This is a genomic window from Rhizobium sp. ZPR4, assembly GCF_040215725.1.
Lineage (GTDB): Bacteria > Pseudomonadota > Alphaproteobacteria > Rhizobiales > Rhizobiaceae > Rhizobium > Rhizobium rhizogenes_D.
Genome location: NZ_CP157970.1, coordinates 160,600 through 179,490, shown reverse-complemented (window position 1 = coordinate 179,490; position 18,891 = coordinate 160,600). Strand labels below are relative to the sequence as shown.

General features: G+C 58.5%; 15 protein-coding genes. 7 read left to right on the top strand and 8 right to left on the bottom strand.

The annotated features are described in order from the left end of the window. Positions 1-9 precede the first annotated feature (9 nt). The 3 genes from pyc to ABOK31_RS34035 all read right to left on the bottom strand — a co-directional run bounded on the left by pyc (position 10) and on the right by ABOK31_RS34035 (position 5,754). Positions 10-3,468 (bottom strand): pyruvate carboxylase, encoded by a 3,459-nt coding sequence (pyc, locus tag ABOK31_RS34045; RefSeq protein WP_350019322.1) that lies wholly within the window; start codon positions 3,466-3,468, stop codon positions 10-12. 140 nt (positions 3,469-3,608) lie between these two features. After that, the gene (locus ABOK31_RS34040; protein ID WP_349962923.1) at positions 3,609-4,532 is read right to left on the bottom strand and encodes a DMT family transporter; all 924 of its coding nucleotides are present in this window, start codon (positions 4,530-4,532) and stop codon (positions 3,609-3,611) included. Positions 4,533-4,794: 262 nt separating this feature from the next. Continuing rightward, positions 4,795-5,754, bottom strand: a complete 960-nt coding sequence (locus ABOK31_RS34035) for a LysR family transcriptional regulator (protein ID WP_349962921.1) — start codon at positions 5,752-5,754, stop codon at positions 4,795-4,797. Between the two features lie 134 nt (positions 5,755-5,888). On the opposite strand from ABOK31_RS34035, the gene ABOK31_RS34030 reads away from it, so the two are divergent. The 6 genes from ABOK31_RS34030 (at position 5,889) to traR (ending at position 12,051) form a co-directional block, all read left to right on the top strand. Next, positions 5,889-7,052: an aminotransferase class V-fold PLP-dependent enzyme gene (locus ABOK31_RS34030; protein WP_349962920.1), complete on the top strand. Its 1,164-nt coding sequence runs from the start codon at positions 5,889-5,891 to the stop codon at positions 7,050-7,052. 641 nt (positions 7,053-7,693) lie between these two features. Beyond that, a complete protein-coding gene (locus ABOK31_RS34025) occupies positions 7,694-8,614 on the top strand; it encodes an ABC transporter substrate-binding protein (RefSeq protein ID WP_349962918.1) in 921 nt (306 codons plus the stop codon). A gap of 110 nt (positions 8,615-8,724) precedes the next feature. After that, a complete protein-coding gene (locus ABOK31_RS34020; RefSeq protein WP_349962916.1) occupies positions 8,725-9,672 on the top strand; it encodes an amino acid ABC transporter permease in 948 nt (315 codons plus the stop codon). Next, complete coding sequence (locus ABOK31_RS34015) at positions 9,669-10,472, top strand: amino acid ABC transporter ATP-binding protein (protein ID WP_349962914.1); 804 nt, start codon at positions 9,669-9,671, stop codon at positions 10,470-10,472. Before ABOK31_RS34020 ends, ABOK31_RS34015 begins: the two co-directional genes overlap by 4 nt. Before the next feature lie 55 nt (positions 10,473-10,527). Next, on the top strand, positions 10,528-10,908 hold the full coding sequence (locus tag ABOK31_RS34010; protein WP_172691165.1) for a RidA family protein: 381 nt from the start codon (positions 10,528-10,530) through the stop codon (positions 10,906-10,908). Positions 10,909-11,346: 438 nt separating this feature from the next. Next, positions 11,347-12,051, top strand: a complete 705-nt coding sequence (gene traR / locus ABOK31_RS34005; RefSeq protein WP_172691166.1) for a transcriptional regulator TraR — start codon at positions 11,347-11,349, stop codon at positions 12,049-12,051. A gap of 3 nt (positions 12,052-12,054) precedes the next feature. Here the strand turns inward: traR and ABOK31_RS34000 are convergent, their stop codons facing one another. The 5 genes from ABOK31_RS34000 to traA form a co-directional block, all read right to left on the bottom strand. After that, positions 12,055-12,363 (bottom strand): transcriptional repressor TraM, encoded by a 309-nt coding sequence (locus ABOK31_RS34000; protein ID WP_172691167.1) that lies wholly within the window; start codon positions 12,361-12,363, stop codon positions 12,055-12,057. Between the two features lie 313 nt (positions 12,364-12,676). Further along, positions 12,677-13,306, bottom strand: coding sequence for a TraH family protein (locus ABOK31_RS33995; RefSeq protein ID WP_172691168.1), 630 nt, complete (start codon positions 13,304-13,306; stop codon positions 12,677-12,679). Positions 13,307-13,318: 12 nt separating this feature from the next. Further along, positions 13,319-14,596, bottom strand: a complete 1,278-nt coding sequence (locus tag ABOK31_RS33990) for a conjugal transfer protein TraB (RefSeq protein ID WP_172691169.1) — start codon at positions 14,594-14,596, stop codon at positions 13,319-13,321. Continuing rightward, complete coding sequence (traF, locus tag ABOK31_RS33985) at positions 14,517-15,047, bottom strand: conjugative transfer signal peptidase TraF (RefSeq protein ID WP_172691170.1); 531 nt, start codon at positions 15,045-15,047, stop codon at positions 14,517-14,519. Before traF ends, ABOK31_RS33990 begins: the two co-directional genes overlap by 80 nt. Then, entirely contained in the window at positions 15,044-18,346 is a 3,303-nt protein-coding gene (gene traA, locus ABOK31_RS33980; RefSeq protein ID WP_172691209.1) for a Ti-type conjugative transfer relaxase TraA, read from the bottom strand. Before traA ends, traF begins: the two co-directional genes overlap by 4 nt. Before the next feature lie 247 nt (positions 18,347-18,593). Between traA and traC the strand changes: the two genes are divergently transcribed. Then, on the top strand, positions 18,594-18,890 hold the full coding sequence (gene traC / locus ABOK31_RS33975; protein WP_172691171.1) for a conjugal transfer protein TraC: 297 nt from the start codon (positions 18,594-18,596) through the stop codon (positions 18,888-18,890). Position 18,891: the final 1 nt, after the last annotated feature.

Below are 18,891 nucleotides of genomic sequence, written 5' to 3'. Positions count from 1 at the left end.
TCTAGTTCATCACGCAAAAAGGATCAGTAGATCCTTGGCATCGATCTGGTCGCCGGCGCGCACCAGCACCTCGGAGATCGTGCCGTCCTTTTCGGCGTGCAGCGCCGTCTCCATCTTCATGGCTTCGATGGAAACGAGCACATCGCCGGCCTTGATCGCCTGGCCGGGCGAAACGAAGACCGTGGAGATGACGCCTGGCATCGGTGCGCCGACATGCGCGGCATTGCCGGTCTCGGCCTTGCGGCGGATAGCACTGCCAGACGCGCCATGGGCGCGATCCGGCACCTTGATGCGGCGCGGCTGGCCGTTGAGCTCGAAGAACACCGTTACCATGCCCTTCTCATCGGTCGCCGTCATCGCCTGGTTGACGATGACGAGCGTCTTGCCCCTCTCGATTTCGGCAAAGAGCTCGTCGCCTTCCTTCAGGCCGTAGAAATAGGCCGGCGTCGGCAGCACCGAGACCGGACCATAGGTGTCGGCTGCCAGCGCATAGTCGGTGAAGACCTTCGGATACATCAGGTAGGAGGCGAATTCGAAATCATCGACCTTGCGCTCCAGCTTGGTCTCGATGACCTTACGCTCCGCATCGAGATCGGCCTCAGCCAGCAGCGAGCCCGGGCGAACGACATAGGGCTTGTCACCCTTCAGCGCCTTCTTCTGCAGCGCCTCCGGCCATCCGAACGGCGGCTGGCCGAGATCACCCTTCAGCATGGAAACGACCGAATCCGGGAAGGCGATATCCTTGGCCGGGTTTTCGACATCGGCAACCGTCAGATCCTGGCTCACCATCATCAGCGCCATATCGCCGACAACCTTGGAGGACGGCGTCACCTTGACGATATCGCCAAACATCTGGTTGGCGTCGGCATAGGCCTGCGCCACCTGGTGCCAGCGGGTTTCCAGGCCCAGCGAACGGGCCTGTTCCTTGAGATTGGTGAACTGACCGCCGGGCATTTCGTGCAGATAGACTTCCGAGGCCGGCCCCTTGAGATCGCTTTCGAAGGCGGCGTACTGGTGGCGCACGGCTTCCCAGTAGAAGGAGATGCGGCGGATCCATTCGGGATCGAGGCCGGGATCGCGCTCGGAGCCTTTAAGGGCTTCGACGATCGAGCCAAGGCAGGGCTGCGAGGTATTGCCCGACAGCGCATCCATCGCCGCATCGACCGCATCGACGCCGGCATCGATCGCCGCGAGCACGGTTGCGGCCGCAATGCCCGACGTGTCATGCGTATGGAAATGGATCGGCAGGCCGGTCGCCTCGCGCAGCGCCTTGAACAGCACCTTGGCCGCCGCCGGCTTCAGGAGGCCCGCCATGTCCTTCAGGGCGATGATATGGGCGCCGGCCTTTTCCAGCTCGACGGCGAGATCGGTATAATATTTCAGATCGTATTTCGGGCGGGCGGAATTGAGGATATCGCCCGTATAGCAGATCGCCGCCTCGCAGAGCTTGTTCTCTTCGGCAACGGCATCCATCGACACGCGCATGTTCTCGACCCAGTTCAGGCAATCGAAGACGCGGAAGAGGTCGATGCCGCCCTTGGCCGCCTGGCGGACGAAGTATTTCACGACATTGTCGGGATAGTTGGTGTAGCCGACACCGTTGGCGCCGCGCAAAAGCATCTGCAGGAGCAGGTTCGGCGCGCCCTCGCGGATCAGCGACAGACGCTCCCACGGATCTTCCGTCAGGAAGCGCATGGAGACGTCGAAAGTGGCGCCGCCCCAGCATTCCAGCGACAGCAGTTGCGGCAGCGCGCGCGCATAGGTGCCGGCGACGCCGGCGATGTCGTAGGTGCGCATGCGCGTCGCCAGCAGCGATTGGTGGCCGTCACGCATCGTCGTGTCGGTCATCAGTACGCGCTTTTCGCCGCGCATCCATTCGGCGAATTTCTGCGGGCCGAGCTTGTCGAGCAGCTGCTTGGTGCCATCGGGAATATTGCTGTCGATATAGGGCAATACCGGCTCGGCAACCTTCGGCGAGGGCGCGGGACGACCGCGCGTTTCCGGATGGCCGTTGACGGTGACGTCAGCGAGATAGGTCAGAAGCTTGGTGGCGCGGTCCTGGCGCTTGACCTGCTGGAACAGTTCCGGCGTCGAATCGATGAAGCGCGTCGTGTAGCTGTTGTCGCGGAATTTCTCGTGCGTGATGATCGCTTCGAGGAAGGTGAGGTTCGTCGCCACGCCGCGAATACGGAATTCGCGCAGCGCACGGTACATGCGGGCGATCGCCTCCTGCGGGTTCGGCGCCCAAGCCGTCACCTTCACCAGCAGCGGATCGTAATAACGGGTGATGATCGCACCGGTGTAGGAGGTGCCGCCGTCGAGACGGATGCCGAAGCCCGAGGCCGAGCGATAGGCGGTGATGCGGCCGTAATCCGGGATGAAGTTATGTTCCGGATCTTCCGTCGTCACACGGCACTGCAGCGCATGGCCGTTGAGACGGATGTCTTCTTGGCGTGGAACACCCGATTCCGGCGTACCGATGGCAAAACCGTCGAGAATATGGATCTGCGCCTTGACGATATCGATGCCGGTGACGACTTCGGTCACCGTATGCTCGACCTGGATGCGTGGATTGACTTCGATGAAGTAGAATTTGCCGGTATCGGCGTCCATCAGATATTCGACGGTGCCGGCGCCGATATAATTCGTCGCTTTGGCGATCTTCAGCGAATGGGACGCCAGCTCCTGACGCTGCGCGTCGCTGAGATAGGGGGCCGGTGCGCGCTCGACGACCTTCTGGTTACGGCGCTGGACCGAACAGTCGCGCTCGAACAGATGCACGACATTCCCATGCGTGTCGCCGAGAATCTGGCTTTCGACGTGGCGGGCACGCTCGACGAGCTTTTCGAGATAGACCTCGTCCTTGCCGAAGGCAGCCTTCGCCTCACGCTTGGCTTCCGTCACTTCCTTGGCGAGATCGGCCTCGGAGCGGATGACGCGCATGCCGCGCCCGCCGCCGCCCCAGGATGCCTTGAGCATGACCGGATAGCCGATCTCCGCCGCCATCTTGGCCACTTCGGTCATATCTTCAGGCAAAGGCTCGGTTGCCGGCACGACGGGCACGCCGACCGAGATTGCGAGATTGCGGGCCGCGACCTTGTTGCCGAGCTGACGCATCGTATCGGCGCGCGGGCCGATGAAGATGATGCCGGCGGCATCGCACGCATCGACGAATTCCGGGCTTTCCGACAGCAGGCCGTAGCCCGGATGGATGGCATCGGCACCGGAAAGCTTGGCAACGCGGATGATCTCGTCGATCGACAGATAGCTCTCGATCGGCCCGAGATCGCGGGCAAGATGCGGACCGCGGCCGACCTGATAGCTCTCATCCGCCTTGAAGCGATGCAGCGCGAGTTTGTCTTCCTCGGCCCAGATGGCCACCGTTTTTATGCCAAGCTCGTTGGCGGCGCGGAATACGCGGATGGCGATTTCGGAACGGTTGGCAACCAGTATTTTGGATATGGGCAACTGATGCTCCAGTCCTGAAGTTGGAGGGGCATGATCCTCGGTGAAAGAGTGTTAAGTCTCTCGTGCCATCAGATGTGAACTTGCGCAGTCTCAAATCGCCGGCCGGGAGCCGGATACCGTTAAAACTGTATTCTCGAACCTCAGGCCGCAGGCTCTTCAGCAGCTTTCCTGCTTGTTGCCGGCCGGGCGGGACCAGATTTCACGAGTGTCGTACCGCCGATAATCAAGGCAAGCGCGACGCCATCCGTCCAATAGATGTCCTCATTGAGGAAGATTGCCCCAATCGCCATTCCGACGATCGGAATGAGATAGTTGACGGTCGACGAGAACGCAGCATTTGCCCGCTTCGACAATGCCAACAGAGACAGCCAGCCCAATGCAGTGCTGACGGTTCCGAGCGCAACGCAGGCGTAAACGACTTCCATCGGCACAGGCCTGGCAAAATCGGAAAAATTGATAAAGGGCGCGAGCGTAATTGCTGCCACGACAAGGCTGAAAGTAGCAGTACCAAGCTCATTTGTGGGGCGAAAAAAGCGAACCGAAACGATATTAACCGCGATGCAGATCGCTGCCAGCGTCAACGCACCCAAGCCGTACAGCATGCCTGCATTCAGATTTATCTTCCCGCGGGCATAAACAATCGCGAACACGCCGGCAAAGCCGATTGCCAACCCAACCACTGCACGGGAGGTGAGCTTCTCATCAGGCAAGCACACGTGGGCAACCAACGCGGAAAACATCGGTGTAAGCGCCATCATCACTGAGGCGAGACCGCTGGGGACGGTTTCCTGGCCAAGGGTCATGAGACCAAACGGAATGGAATTCCCAATGAGAGCAAAAACCAGAATTGGCTTCCAATCGCGAGCTAGCCAACCAACTCCTTGTATCGAGAACGCTGCCCAGGCAAGCAATGCTATTGCCCCAATCGCGAAACGCAGAAACGCTACCGTGCCACTTGACATAGCCGTGAAGGCGACGGTTGTGAGGCTATACGCGCTGCCCCGACAAAGTGCGAAAGTGACCAGTAGCAGTACGCTGGTGCCAATTGTTCGATCTAGTTTCATGGTCTCTGGTCGATTCTGAAAGTCGTGGGCCGAAGAAGGTCGCACAGGTCGATGATGGCAAAACTCTAAATCGCCACGAGACATGAAGCAAATTCGCTTTGGTCATAAAGAAAATGAATGCTGCTCATTATTGCGCGGTCGCACGCTATTGCGCGCTGCCGACAACCATGCGTTCTATCCTCACTGCCGGGCTCGGTGCGATAAAGGCCGTCGATAGCTGAGGTGCCTGGGATGCCGAAACAGCATCCGGCGGTCGGTTCTGTTAGCCACGTCTGACCAAAGGGCTGACAGTTCGAGCAGCTTCCTTGCGCTTTTGTCGGTCCGCATAGATCTCTTCGATCAGACCCTTTAGCCAGGTCGTTGCCGGATCGGTCGCCATTTGCTTGTGGATGATCAACGAAATCGGCATGACAGGAAGCGTGATAGGAGGGTCGACCAAACAAACTTCGCTTTTGTCATCAAGGTTCAAGAGCATGCTATCCGCACAATGCGTTATCAGGTCGGATCCGCGTAAGACCCACGGGATTACGAGATAGCTGGGTATCTTCGCAGCCACGCTTCGTTGGAGCCCCAATTCGCGAAGCGCCTTGTCGGCCAGTCCTTCAGACATTCCATCGGCGGAAATTTGAATGTGTGTGGCAGCCAGGTAGCGCTCGAGAGTGAGAGGTTGGCTCAGCAATTGGCTGCCACTCCATATCGCACACATCAGGTTGTCTCGCCCAATCTCAGATAGCAGCAGATTCTGATCGTCTTGGTCGAAGTTGAGAATAATCGCGCAATCGAGCTTTCTCGTTAGTACGAGCCGCCCGACCTCCTCCTTTGAGGTTGGCATCACATTGAGGGTCGCGTGTGGGGCCTCTGCGCGGAAATGCCGGATCAGTTCCGGGATGACCAGCGCTCCGTGGTAGTCGATAAGGCCCACCCGAAAAGCTCGCCTGGTTTGACTCGGCACGAAGAGCTGATAGCGATCGATAGTCGCTCTAATGCTGGCAAGTGCGTCTGAAATTTCGGCAGCCAATTCGATAGCACGCGGCGTCGGTTTCATTGAACCACCGTCACGGACGAATAGTTTATCTTTGAACAATTCCCTCAGCTTGCCGAGTGAATGGCTTACCGCCGACTGCGTGCGCCCCAGGCGCTCGGCCGCTAAGGTTACGTTGCCTTCCCTCATCAGCACGTCAAATACGCGAAGAAGGTTGAGATCGATTGCGCTGAAGTTCATCAAATCCTCCAAGCGGAATGAGCAGCATTCATTTTCTCAATTAGCACATCGAATTTGCCTCATCCACCTTCGGCATCTACTATCGACGAGCGATCAGACGTGCAAGTCCGATTGGGAAAACGAAAGTTGTAGCTATGGACGATCAAAAATTAAACAATGTGCGCAGCGACATCACTTATTTGGCAAATAAGATTTATGTCGACAACGCAGCTGTAACGCCAGTTCCAACGCGCGTTCGCATAGCCAGTCAACATTACGATAAGATCATTGCAGATCAACTTCGCGACGCAAAAGAGGTTTCGAAACCCTACTTTGACAGAGGCCGCGAGCTTGCGGCGAAGCTCGTGGGTTCGTCATCGAAAAACGTCGCCTACGTGCAAAATACCTCCCATGGCCTCTCACTGGTGGCGCTCGGAATTGATTGGCGTGAGGGAGACAACTTGGTTGTCTGCGCGCAGGAGTTCCCCTCGAACTACCTTTGCTGGATTCAACTGGCTTCGAAAGGCGTCGACGTTCGCCTGATATCTTCACAGGAAGGGCGCCTGGATCCGGATCAGATCAGGTCGGCGATGGATAGCCGCACCCGCGTTCTCGCGCTGAGCCATGTCCAGTTTTTCAGCGGTTTCCGAGCGGACGTAGCTACTTTGGGAGCCTTGTGTTCAGAATTCGGCGCATTGCTCGTCGTTGATGGCACGCAGTCGATTGGTGCGATCAATCTGGATGTCGGGGCCGCCGGTGTCGACGTCCTTGTTGTAAGTGCCCATAAATGGCTCATGGGGCCACGGGGGGTTGGTTTTGCTACCTTCTCGGAGCGGGCGCTTGCGGAAATCACCCCGACGATCGTGGGATGGCTAAGTGTTAACGACCCATTTGCGTTTCATCGGCAACTCGACTTTTTGCCCGATGCACGGCGGTTCGAGCCGGGGACCGCGAATGGATCCGGGATTCTGGGGCTAGCCGAGCGACTTGCACAGATCGACGAACTCGGCATCGATTGGATTGAGAACCGGGTCTTGGACCTGAATGAAAAGCTCTGCGAAATCGCGCTGCGTCATGGGATTGAACCCGTACATCAGTTCGAACGCAGATCGCGGTCGGGTATCGTTCTCCTCAGGAAACCTGGCATAGGTGCGATGGCGATGCACTCGGCATTGGCAGCTCAAGGGATTTTTGCAAGCATTCGGAGCGAAGCTATCAGGATATCCCCTCACTATTATAATACCGTGGACGAGATCGAGGAGATTATCTCAGTTATGGTTGCGACCAAAGCTGAAGTAGATTTACTTTGTGATAAATGATTATAAATAAAATAAAGTAGCCTGTCAGATTGGCCTCGTAAGAAATTATGAGGCCATATTCATATTTATCTATTTATAATATATCATACTATTCACAATAGTATTGCAGCATGATATAGATATATTTGAACTTTACGCAATTTTAATTAAGATATTTTCCCGGTCAGCATGGTTTGTTCACCGCTTCTGGAGGAAGCGGCGGTCTCGCATCGCAACGAGATCGAAGAAGTATGTGTGCGAGCTGACGAAGATCGGAAGAGGACAGCGCGAGAGCAACGTCAGGTCGCCGCCTTGGCCGCTGGTCTTGAAGAACTGTCGCAAGGAAACCTAGTCTACCGGTTGGCAGATGCGTTCCCAGACGAATACACGGCAAACTACAACACGTGGTTCGCATGCCCAAGCACCTTTCGTCACTCGGCGGTTCGATTGCATTAGCCGCCGGCTGAATGAATGCAGTTTCTGGCCTTAGGTCGCTGTTGTCGGCGACGGTCGGTGGCGGCGCCCTTCCGGGCGAAATGGCCGGCGCGCAGGCAATGCCATGCTATTTCAAACGGGTAAGCGGTCAGTTCAAAACTCTGAAACTGCAGCTGAAACCGTAGACCTGATGACCTACGGTATAATGAATAATATGCATGTTTCGTATGATAAACATCGATTTGACTAATTCATTGACCGGCGCGATTATTTTCAGGCAACCAATAAAGGGGAAGCTGAAAATGTCAAAAATGATCTACAGTGCGCTCGTTTTCGGAGGAATCATCGCGGCCAACTCGGCGTGGGCCGACGATCTGCCGAAAAGCGACGATGTCGCCACAACCGGGAAGCTGACCATCCTCAGCACGATGGATTATGCTCCTTTCGAGTTTCTCGACAAGGACGGGAAACCCGCAGGCCTGGACGTCGAGCTGGCGACAGCCGCAGCCGAGGCTCTCGGCGCAAAACTGGATATCATTACCACGCCATTCCCGTCGATTTTTCCGAGTATTACGGCCGGCCGCGGTAAGATCGCGTGGAGCACGTTTACTGCGACCCCCGAACGCCTGAAGATTGTCAACTTCGTCACGTTCCTCAAGTCCGGCATCGTTCTTGTGACGCCGGCAGACAAGGTTTCGCGCTTCAAGTCGAAGGACGATCTGTGCGGCGCCAAAGTGGCAGTGCATAACGGATCCTCGGGCGACTTTGCCGCGGACAAACTGAGCGCCGACTGCAAGGCTGCCGGCAAGCCAGAGATCGAGAAGTCTCTCTATCCGCAGCAGCAGAATATCATCCAGGCGGTCCTGTCTGGCCGCGTGGATGGTTATTTTGACGATACGACCGCCGCAATCTACTACGTCGGCACCACCAAGGGTGCTATGGTGGTCGCTCCTGGCGAATACTTCCCGTTGCCACTTGGTATCGCCATTCCCAAGGACGATCCCAAGACGGCCGAGATGCTCCAGAAGGTTCTCCAACACCTGATGGACAATGGGTCATATGCCAAGGTCCTCGACAAGTATCAGATGGGACCTGCGGCCGTTCAGAAGGCAGATGTGATTTCGAGCGCCGATCAGCTCCCGAAGTAACAATGCCCAGCGGGTGCCTCAATCAACTGGAGAGGCACTCGCAACCTTGCTGAAATTCACGACCGGGCTGGTTAATTCAACCAGTTCGTTGCGTACAAGGACCGACCATCATGTCTATTATCCAGGTGACGAGTACCCAGCCATCCGAGCAAATCGACCCCGGCAGCCTGAAGGTTGTCCCCCTACGACACCCGTTTCGCGTTGCAGCCATCAGCCTAGTCGGGTTGGGGCTGGCTGGTGTGGCGTACGCATTCTATGAAAATCCCAATCTGCAGTGGCCGGTTGTTGGTCATTACATGTTCGACCCGGTCATCATCAACGGCGTTAAGACGACGCTGCTGTTGACGCTCGTGATCATGGGGTGCGCAGTGGTCCTCGGAACCGCTGTCGCGTTGATGATGCTGTCTCCGAGCAAGTTGCTCTCCGTTCCGGCGCGCGCCTACATTTGGCTCTTTCGCGGGGCTCCCGCGCTCGTTCAGATCATTCTGTGGTACAATCTGTCCTTGATCTTCAAGACCGTTACCCTTTGGATTCCGGGCGTCGGGACGGTTTTCTCTGTATCGATGAACGACGTGATGACGCCGATAACGGCCGCGGTCGTGGCCCTATCGTTGCATGAATCCGGATATATGGCCGAGATCATCCGAGGCGGTTTAAAGGCCGTGGCAAAGGGCCAGACGGAAGCTGCCATCTCCCTTGGGATGACGCCGAGCCAGCTGACCCGACGCATCGTTCTTCCGCAGGCCATGCGGATCATCATCCCGCCGACGGGTAACGAGGCGATCAACCTACTCAAAATGACGTCACTCGTCAGTGTCGTCGCCGTGCAGGAGCTTCTGTATTCTGCCCAGTCAATTTACGCGAGAACGTTCGAAACGATGCCGTTGCTGTTGGTGGTGACCTGTTGGTATCTGATCATCGTTTCCATTTTGACATTCGGTCAGTATCACCTTGAGCTGCACTTTTCGCGTGATGAGCAACCCCTCCAGAAGAAGTCCTTCCTCGGTACACTCGTCAAATCTGCCTTCAACTTTCGTCATAAGGAGCTCGCAGCATGAACGCACATGTTTCGCATCGGGCAAAATTCGGAGTGGCGCAGAATGTTATGGTACATGCGGCCGGCGTCCGGAAATCATTTGGAGCACTCGAAGTTCTGAAGGGCGTTGACCTGCAGGTCCCTGCAGGATCGGTTGCCTGCATCATTGGCCCATCAGGATCGGGCAAGAGCACGTTCCTGAGATGCATCAATCACCTGGAAGAGATCAATGGTGGTCTGTTGCTGGTGGACGGCAATTTCGTCGGATATCGCCTGGAAGGTAACAAGCTCTACGAACTTCCGGCCGCCGCCATTTGTCAGCGACGCGCTGAGATCGGTATGGTGTTCCAGCAGTTCAATCTCTTCCCGCACATGACTGTGCTGGAAAACATAATCGAGGCTCCAGTCCGCGTCCGCCGAGAGGATGTCGCGTCTGCCAAGAAGCATGCCCTGCAGCTACTCGACCGAGTTGGCCTGGGCGAGAAGGCAGGATCGTATCCTCGAAGCCTTTCGGGTGGACAGCAGCAGCGCGTCGCAATCGCTCGCGCCCTCGCAATGAAGCCGAAGGTTCTCCTTTTCGACGAACCCACCTCCGCGCTCGATCCCGAACTCGTCGGCGAAGTCCTGGCGGTTATGAAAGACTTGGCCACGAGCGGAATGACCATGGTCGTGGTGACCCACGAGATTGGTTTTGCCCGGGACGTCGCCGACCAACTCATCTTTATGGATGGCGGCGTTGTCGTCGAAATCGGCGAGCCGCGCGAGATGATTGCAAATCCGCAATCGCCACGCACACGCGAGTTCCTGGCACGCGTTCGTTAACCTGCGCGTGCCGTGAAACTAATGCCCTTAGAGCATCGACTATGGATATGTAAAAATGCAGAAGATTGACACATCAGACGCGCCCAAGGCTATTGGGCCGTACTCCCAAGCAACTATTCACAATGGGTTCCTGTTCGTCTCGGGGCAGCTTCCGCTCGACCCAGTGACTGGGAGCATATCAGGCTCAAACTCTGCGGAACAGGCCCGTCAATGCCTCGCGAATATGCGGGCGATCATCGAAGCTGCAGGAGCGGCAATGACTGACGTTGTAAAAACCACGGTACTTCTGACCGATCTGTCAGAGTTTGCGGCAGTCAATGACGTGTATGCTGGCTACTTCAGTGATCCGTTTCCGGCGCGCGCGTGCTATCAAGTCGCCGCTCTTCCAAAGGGTGCCTTGGTTGAAATTGAGGCCGTCGTGGCTTTGAAGCCGTGACCAGGAGAGCCGTAAAAGCTCATTCCCGACCGCATTACTAGCGAGAGTTGGGCACGTCTCGCGACTGCGCACAGTCGCAAGACGTGCCCACTGGCGAACCGGAGCAAGCGGAACATTCGACGCTCCCCGGGGAGAACCATGTGTGGCGCTGGTTCTCGCTACCTTGCCCGGCGCGTTTTGCGTCGGGCATTTCTTGTCAGACGGCATGGCGAGATTGAACCAGCGAGGGGGAGCTCAAGTGTTGTGAACGATGCCGCCACGGCAGTTCCATAAAATCCGATTGCCTGATGTGTTATAACATAACAAAAGGGACGCTATTTTGAGATTGCCCGCCCACCTGGCCATATCCCTTACGTGCGCGCCACCCGTCCGGGAACCGCAACGCGCGAAGTGTCGCAGCGAATAGCGTCGGTATCGCAACACGTAATGGGGGCATCAATGCAGCACTGGCTGGACAAACTGACCGATCTCACCGCGGTCGAAGGCGATCAAAGTAATCTTGAGGAAGCTCTTTCGGACCTGGCCAAAAGGATTGGCTTTGGCGGCTATGCCTATCTCAACGTCCAGCCCGGTCACTTGCTCGCGATCTCAAATTACCACCCAGAATGGCGGTCCGCGTATTTCGAACGGCGCTATTCCGACCTCGACCCCGTGGTAAAGCGAGCAAAATCGCTGAAGCAGGCCTTCACCTGGACTGGAGAACAGGAGAAACCACGACTTTCAGAAGCGGAGCGTTCGTTCTTCGCGCATGCGGCGGATTTTGGAATTCGTTCCGGCATCACCATTCCTGTCAAAACAGCGAACGGTTCGATGTCGATGTTCACGCTGGCCTCGAAGAAGCCGACGATTGATCTCGACAAGGAAATCAACGCCGTTGCCGCTGCGGCTGCAGTAGCGCAGCTCCATGCCCGCATCGTATTTCTGCGGGCACAGCCCACCATCGAGAACCCGGCCCACCTCGATTCGAAGGAAGCAACGTATCTCCGTTGGATCGCGGCCGGCAAGACGATGGAAGAGGTCGCAGACATCGAAGGCATCAAATACAACAGCGTGCGCGTAAAGCTTGCCGAGGCAAAAAAGCGCTTCGACGTGCACACGACGACGCATCTGATTGCTCTTGCGATCCGCAAAAGACTCATCTGAGGCTTAGTGAGCCAACACCTTCGGGATATAGCCGAGGATGCCGATCAGCGTGTTCACGACGCTCATCTGCGCGTGCATCTCGATGCTTGCCTCGATGTAACGGAGATGCTGAGCGCCTCCGACCGCTTTTCCAGACTTATAGTCGTCAGGCAGCTCCTGGAACAGTTTATCCGCGCTGTCCACTAGGCGCCGGTGGGTGCGAATGGCATCCACCGTGAGGAACTCCAGGTCCGCTAAGGGAAGTCCTTGCGTTAGTCCGACGACTGGTCGAAGTTCGAGCTGGTCCTTCGACGTCGTTTCTTCCGATCCCATGGTGTTCCAACCTTTGATTAGTCTGCGGTCCGCCCCCGCAAACGCTAATCCCTGATCCAAGCCGGGGGTTGGAAACCGTCCTAGACAGTCCTGCGACCTTTAGCACCGAGGCACCTGGACATACGTCACAGGCCCCCGGCCAAATGGTCAGAGGATCCTGGCGCCGTATCGGCCGGCGCCAGCCGCTAGGAAGGGTTTCCACACCCTGGGCAGCGCGTACTGCCCTATGCATTCTTATAGAGAGCTGGCGCTGTATTCGCCAGTGCAAACAGCAACATAATCGCAGTTATCGAGCACCAAATTTTCAAAGCAATCACGGCTTGCTAGCTCCGATCCCCGACAAATCAATCCGAATTCCTGCCTTGTTTGAATCAGATGCGACTGTGTCTGGAGCGAGTTCTGTGTCGGGCTGATTGCCGCCGCGGCCACCATGTTTTTCAGCATCCTCTTCCTGTGACGGTTCAGGAACGGGGGGCGTGAACTCACCCGGATCCGGCGCCCGAAACACCGCCGTTCCCTCGAAATACCCAGTCTGCCAGGCGATGATCGCGTCATCAAAGACCTGCGGCAATGCCTCTTTTGCCGTGGGATTTCCATACCATTTCGCGACGATCCGATAGACTTTGGCAAATAGAGCCGTGCCCATGCGGATATTCTCGCAGGCATCGACCAGATCCGGCGTCAGCTGACCGGCCTCCACGATGCCGAGGCCAGCGGGATATTGCGTGATGCCGACGCGAACGGTGTTTCGACCAAGATTCTCGCGGATCAGCGCAAGCGTTTCATCCGTCGTTGTCGGTTTCGGCACGAGAACGACGCGGTTTCCGGAGCGGACAGTGACTGCAAGCGGGTCCTCGGACCCTGCTCGCTCGATAAACTGCGCGACGATTGCCGGTTTCAAACCAGGGTCGGCGCATTGTTCGATGAGGGCGGCATCGACCATCTCGGTCACTCCTTATGTATTGAAGGCCATAACGACGGGCAGGCCGAACAGCCTGCCCCAGGCGATGATGCTCGCTCTCTGGATCTCAACGATCGGGGTTCCCTTGGTCCACCAGCCGTTGCTTGCGGCGACGATGACGTCCGGCGTATGCAGCATCGACTGCAGGATCGGCCAGACGATGAGCTGCTCGTAGCAGATCAGCGGCGCGATCTTCTCGCCGTCGATTTCGACGACGGGGTTGGTGAAGAAATGTGCGTGGGCGCCACCGCTCTGCCCCGTCCATCGTGACCAAGGCTGCCACATGGAAACTGGGACCGGCATGCGCTCACGATAGAGGATACTCGCTTCGTCGGCTGAGATTACCACCATGAGGTTGTCATAGCCTTGGCGATCGACGAGAGCCGTTCCCGCGATAACGACGAGGCCGGAACCACGCAGCCCGTCACGCCAGATATGTTCTACTGTCGGCGTCCAAAAACCCAACGCACTTTCGGGAAGCACCACAAAGCGCAGCCCCTTGCTTGCGGAGATCCACGCTGTTGCGATCATGCCACGGTGGTGGTCGAGCGAAGCATCGCGGCCGAGCATCTGGCCCATTTCAAGATCGACACCTGTCCATCTGTCCGGTAGAGCCGGCGCCGTCCACGTTGCGGCGGACCAGAGCCAGAAGCCTCCAAGGCCAATGGCGGCGGCCGGCCAGTATTTCGTCGTCATGGCGAGCAGGCCGGCCGTAGCAGCGGTCAGTCCCCACCACCCCCATCCCGGAAACACCACGCCAGCCGCCGTGAGCGGCTGCGCCCATCCGACGATGCCGAAGGGCGGCAGCGCCATCAGCACCATAGCCAGCAGATAGCGCAGCGGCGGCCACCTTCTCGGTTGCCGCCATCCCAGCCTTCCCTCTTCCGTTAGCCGATCCGATTGATTTGCCCAGACCACAGCATGCACCGTGACAAAGGCAAGTGAAGCCGCCAGCCAGAGCAAGAGGCCGGGCCAGAGATCCGCCGCGTAGAAATTCGCAACGCCCTGCGGCAAGCCGCGCGAAGCAGCCAAAAAATATCCCGCTGAGACAAAGGCCGCCGCCATCCGGGAGGGCGAACATGCCCACAATGCAGGAAAGAGCATGGCTACGGGAAGGGCAAGAACCTGGCCGCACCAACCAATCCAGCCGCAAGCCACGGCAAGTGCGATCAGTAAGACGGAGCGCCCTTGATCACGGATCGAAGGTGAGAACCGATTTTGCCAGACCGAGAAGGCCGATCTCCGGGATTGGCCCGAAATATCTTGAGTCATAGGAGCTCGCGAAAGAAGAGTGAAGAAACAGATGTCCCGGCGGCACGACACCTCCGGCAAAAGGAGCGATCGCCCTGCCCTCGCCGTCGGTCAGCCGAAGGTCGGATGCTGGAATCCGGGCGCCATTGACAGCGATCCGATCGCCGACTTCGACGTATTGACCGGGCAACGCCAAAACAGTCTTGATGAGCGGTGCAAAGCCGCTGCTGCACAATCCCTGGCGAAGGTAGCCGCGCCGTCTCGCTTCCTCGAAGACTGCCGTCGCTGGTGGGCATATGAACACCAGATCACCGATCTCGACGGGACGATGAATCGCCTCGATGCGCCAGAGCCCGAGTGGCTCGCTTGGCGTGAGGTTCAATCGATAGCCACTGACGAACCCCGTCACCGCGACGCCGCTCAAAGCGAGGCCGCTAAGGCCGAGAAACCAGAAGACAGCCCGTCTGCTCATGGCTTCAGCGCCGGTGACTGGCGTTGCGTCTGTCGCAATTCCTCCGCCTGCTTCAGCGACGCGACGGTTCGCTCATGAGCGGCAAGTTGCTGGGCGGTGCGCATGATGGGCCAGGCCTGTTTCAGCTGCTCCTTCTGCTCGGGCTTCATGCCCTCGGAGAGTTTCTCAAACAGCTTTCCGGACGGCTCGCGCGCGGTGTTGGCAAGCAGCGTGCGCTCCCCGAACCGCTCGGTGACCGCCTGGTTGAACCCGTCGATCTCCTGCCTGGTTTCCCGGTTGCTCAGCGCATATCCCATCGCCGCCGGCAGATCGTTGCGGTCTATCGCGTCGCGTACCCGCTCTAACACGACACGGGCCGCCGGCGACAGCGCCGGAATGTCGATCGACACGCGCTGCCGCGCCGCCTGCTCGTCCATCTGCAGCCGCTGCGCGGTGCTCTCGCGCATCTGGAGATAGCGCTCAAGATCGCGCTTCAAAGCGGAAACATTGACCTCGGCGACACGGCGATCCTCGCGATCGGACTTGCCGGCGAGTATGCCGGTCTTGCCCTTGAGTGGACCGATCGTCGCCGGCTCGGCGGCAAGCGTCTGGAGCGTTTGGCGAGCAAGGTCCTTATCCACCAGGACGGCATCGAAATTCATCGTCCGGAATGCCGTTTCCGGATCGACGAAGACATAGCGGAAACGGGTCGAGACCTCCTCCCACTGCCTTTTCAATGCGGGATCGGCATCGAGCCTCTGCCCGACCGCGTCCGCAACGGAATTCTCGAACCGGGTTATGCCGGCAACCATGGGCATCGTCTCCTTGGCTGATGGTTTGTGCGGGGATTGGTGCAGGCCGAGGCGCGCCGTGAACGCGGCAAGGCGTTGGGCCAGGTCTGCAAGCTTCGTCTTCTGGCGCAGCGTCCAGTCGAGCCGATCGCGCAGCAGCGTGCGCGCCACCTGGACGATGTGCAGCCCACGGTTTTCGGCGAACTGCAGCGCCTGACGGTAGAGCGTCCCACGCTCGTAATCGAGGGTGGTCTCCTTGGCTTGTCTGCGGGAAAGAACTTTCGTCAGGCCACCGTTGAAGCCGAAGGATCGGCGACCGTAATAAAGCTGCAGATCCTCACGATGACGGGTCATGGCCACATAGGTCAGATGACGATCCAGAGACAGGGAGGCGAGCACCTTGACCCTGTCGACCGTGGCGCCCTGGCTTTTGTGGATGGTCGTGGCATAGCCATGATCAAGATGGCTGTAGAAGCGCTGTTCAACCGTGACCTGCCGGCGTTGATCGCCCTCGCCGACCGTGGCGACGATACGGTTCGGCGCGGCCTCGACGACATGCGCGATCATGCCGTTCTTAACGCCGAGCGATCCCTCGTTTTTCAGGAAGACAATCTGGTCACCGGCGTCGAAACGGCGCTCGCCGTCGGCGGTCCTGAACACATAGCCCTCCGCGACGATGCCGCGTCCGACCAGTTTTTCACGGGCCATCGTGTTCAGCATGCGTACGTCCCGGCGCAGATGGGCGAGGATCAGCGTGGTCTTCGTCTGGTCGTAATCATGGTCCCAGTCTGCGATCAGCTTCTCGACCGCTTCCGCCTTCAGAAAGGTGCCGGTGATCCTGGCATTGGCGTCATAGGCGGTCAGTGCCTTCTCGACATTGCCGCGCGCCAGATCGAGCGAGGCTTTTCGCATCCAGTCCTCGCGCTGGCGGTAGATGGTTTCGAGTTCTGCGTAACCAATGCGGTCGACGATGGCGCGGAAGGCGGCGCCCGCTTCGATCGGCTGAAGCTGTTCGGGATCGCCCACCAGTACGATCTTGGCCCCTGCCCTGACCGCGGCATCGACAAAGCCGGCCATCTGCCTTGAGGCCACCATACCGGCCTCGTCCATGACGAACACGGTCTTGTCATCGAGCACATCACGACCGCTGCCCCAGCGCAGTTCCCAGGATGCCAGCGTGCGGGAAACAATCCCCGCTTCCTTCTCCAGACCTTCGGCCGCCTTTCCCGCAAGCGCGCCACCGACGACACGGTATCCGGCGAGTTCCCATGCCTCGCGGGCCGCCTTCATCATCGTGGTCTTGCCGGCGCCCGCGCGGCCGACCACCGCCGCAATGCGGGCGGGACCGGCGATCCGCTCGATCGCCACCTTCTGCTCATCGGACAGGCGCTGATGCCGCCCGAACGTCGCGTCGAGCACGGTTCTGGAAATGGCCTGCGTCTCCTTGCCCGACAGCCACATCGCCTGCCGCGCCATCGTCGCTTCCAGCCGGATCATCGCCCGCGTCGAATAACGCGCCGGCTGCTTCTCTCCGGTCGAGAACTCGATCGTGTCGCGCTGTAGCCGCAGAACCTCCGGGTGCAGGATGATCCTGATCATCAGCTGCTGGAAGATGGCGGGATCATCGACATAGCGGTGCAGGATCTTGGCGACATCGCGCTCATCGAAGACGCTCTTTTCCCGCGTGATAAGATCGAGCACGATGGCGGGATTTTTGAGAATGCGGCGGGTGTTTTCCACGCGTCGCGCGTCATTCAGTTCGATCCGCTCGAGCTCCGGGCGGACACCTTGGCTCTCCGCCTTGCGCTTGATCGCCTTGGCCCCGACGCCGAGATGGATAGTTGGCGTCAGCTCGATGCCCTGCTTCTCGTAGGATCGGCCATCGACGCGAAGGTCGATACCGCCGAGCGCCAGGTGATGGTTCAGCCGCTCGAACCAGCCGTCGCGCAAGACATTGAAGTCCTCGGTCGATCCGGCCCAAAGCTCATAGACAATCTTGCCCGCTTTCGTGCGGACCGGCTGGCCGTCCTCACCGATCAAAGCGACTTTCTTGGCGCCGAAACCGTGCCCTGTCAGTGGCCTCAGCGTCGTCATCAGATGGATATGCGGATTGCCGGGATTGTCGTGATAGACCCAGTCGGCGACCATGCCCATGGCGAGGATGTGTTTCTCGACAAAGTCCCGCACCAGTGCGATGTTCTGCTCGCGCTTCAGTTCCAGCGGCAGGGCGATCGTCAGGTCACGGGCAAGCTGGGCATCGGGACGCTTCTCGAAAGCCTCGACCTTGTTCCAGAAAGCTTCCGAGGCGCCGGCAATCGAGCGATCCGCAATCAGTATCCGCGCCCATTTCGGGGCATCGGCCGGGAGCAGAAACTCCTCATGCAGCAAGCCCTCTTTCCGCGTATAATCGATGCTGCGGGCCTCGCGCTCGTATTCCATCTTCGCGCAATGCCGGTAAGCAGCAGACAGCACCACACTGCGACCGTCGCCGCGGCTGACGATGCTGGCTGAGAAGTGGGCGATGGCCACAGCGCAAAAACTCCCGGTTCGAATCTCGTTCGTCGGGAGCTGGCAAGCCGTTTCAGGCCTCAACGCAAGGCGTCGCGTCAGCGACGTATAATTGCGCCCTTGGAACCGCTCCTTCGGATCGGCGGGATCATTCACCAAAGTGTCGGCTTTGCCGACGTGCAAATCTGCACATTTCCTGAAGAGCACATCCGGAGGAATGTTGGCGTCGCGACTGCAACGCCAACGACCAAGAGGAAATGCGACCGGAATGAAGAAGCCGTCGTCGAAGATCAGGGAAGAAATCGCAAAGCTGCAGGACCAGCTTAAAGCAGCTGAAACACGCGAAGCCGAACGCATCGGACGGATCGCGTTGAAAGCCGGTCTCGGCGAAATCGAGATCGACGAAGCCGAGCTTCAGGCGGCGTTCGAGGACGTTGCCAATCGGTTTCATGGAGGCAAGGGAAAAGCCCCGCCGAGAAAAAATGCCGGCGACGACAGAGACTCCAGCGAAACGCCCGCGCCGGTCGCGTCTGGCGCGCATGCGGGCAGCGGCGGCGAGGCTTGAG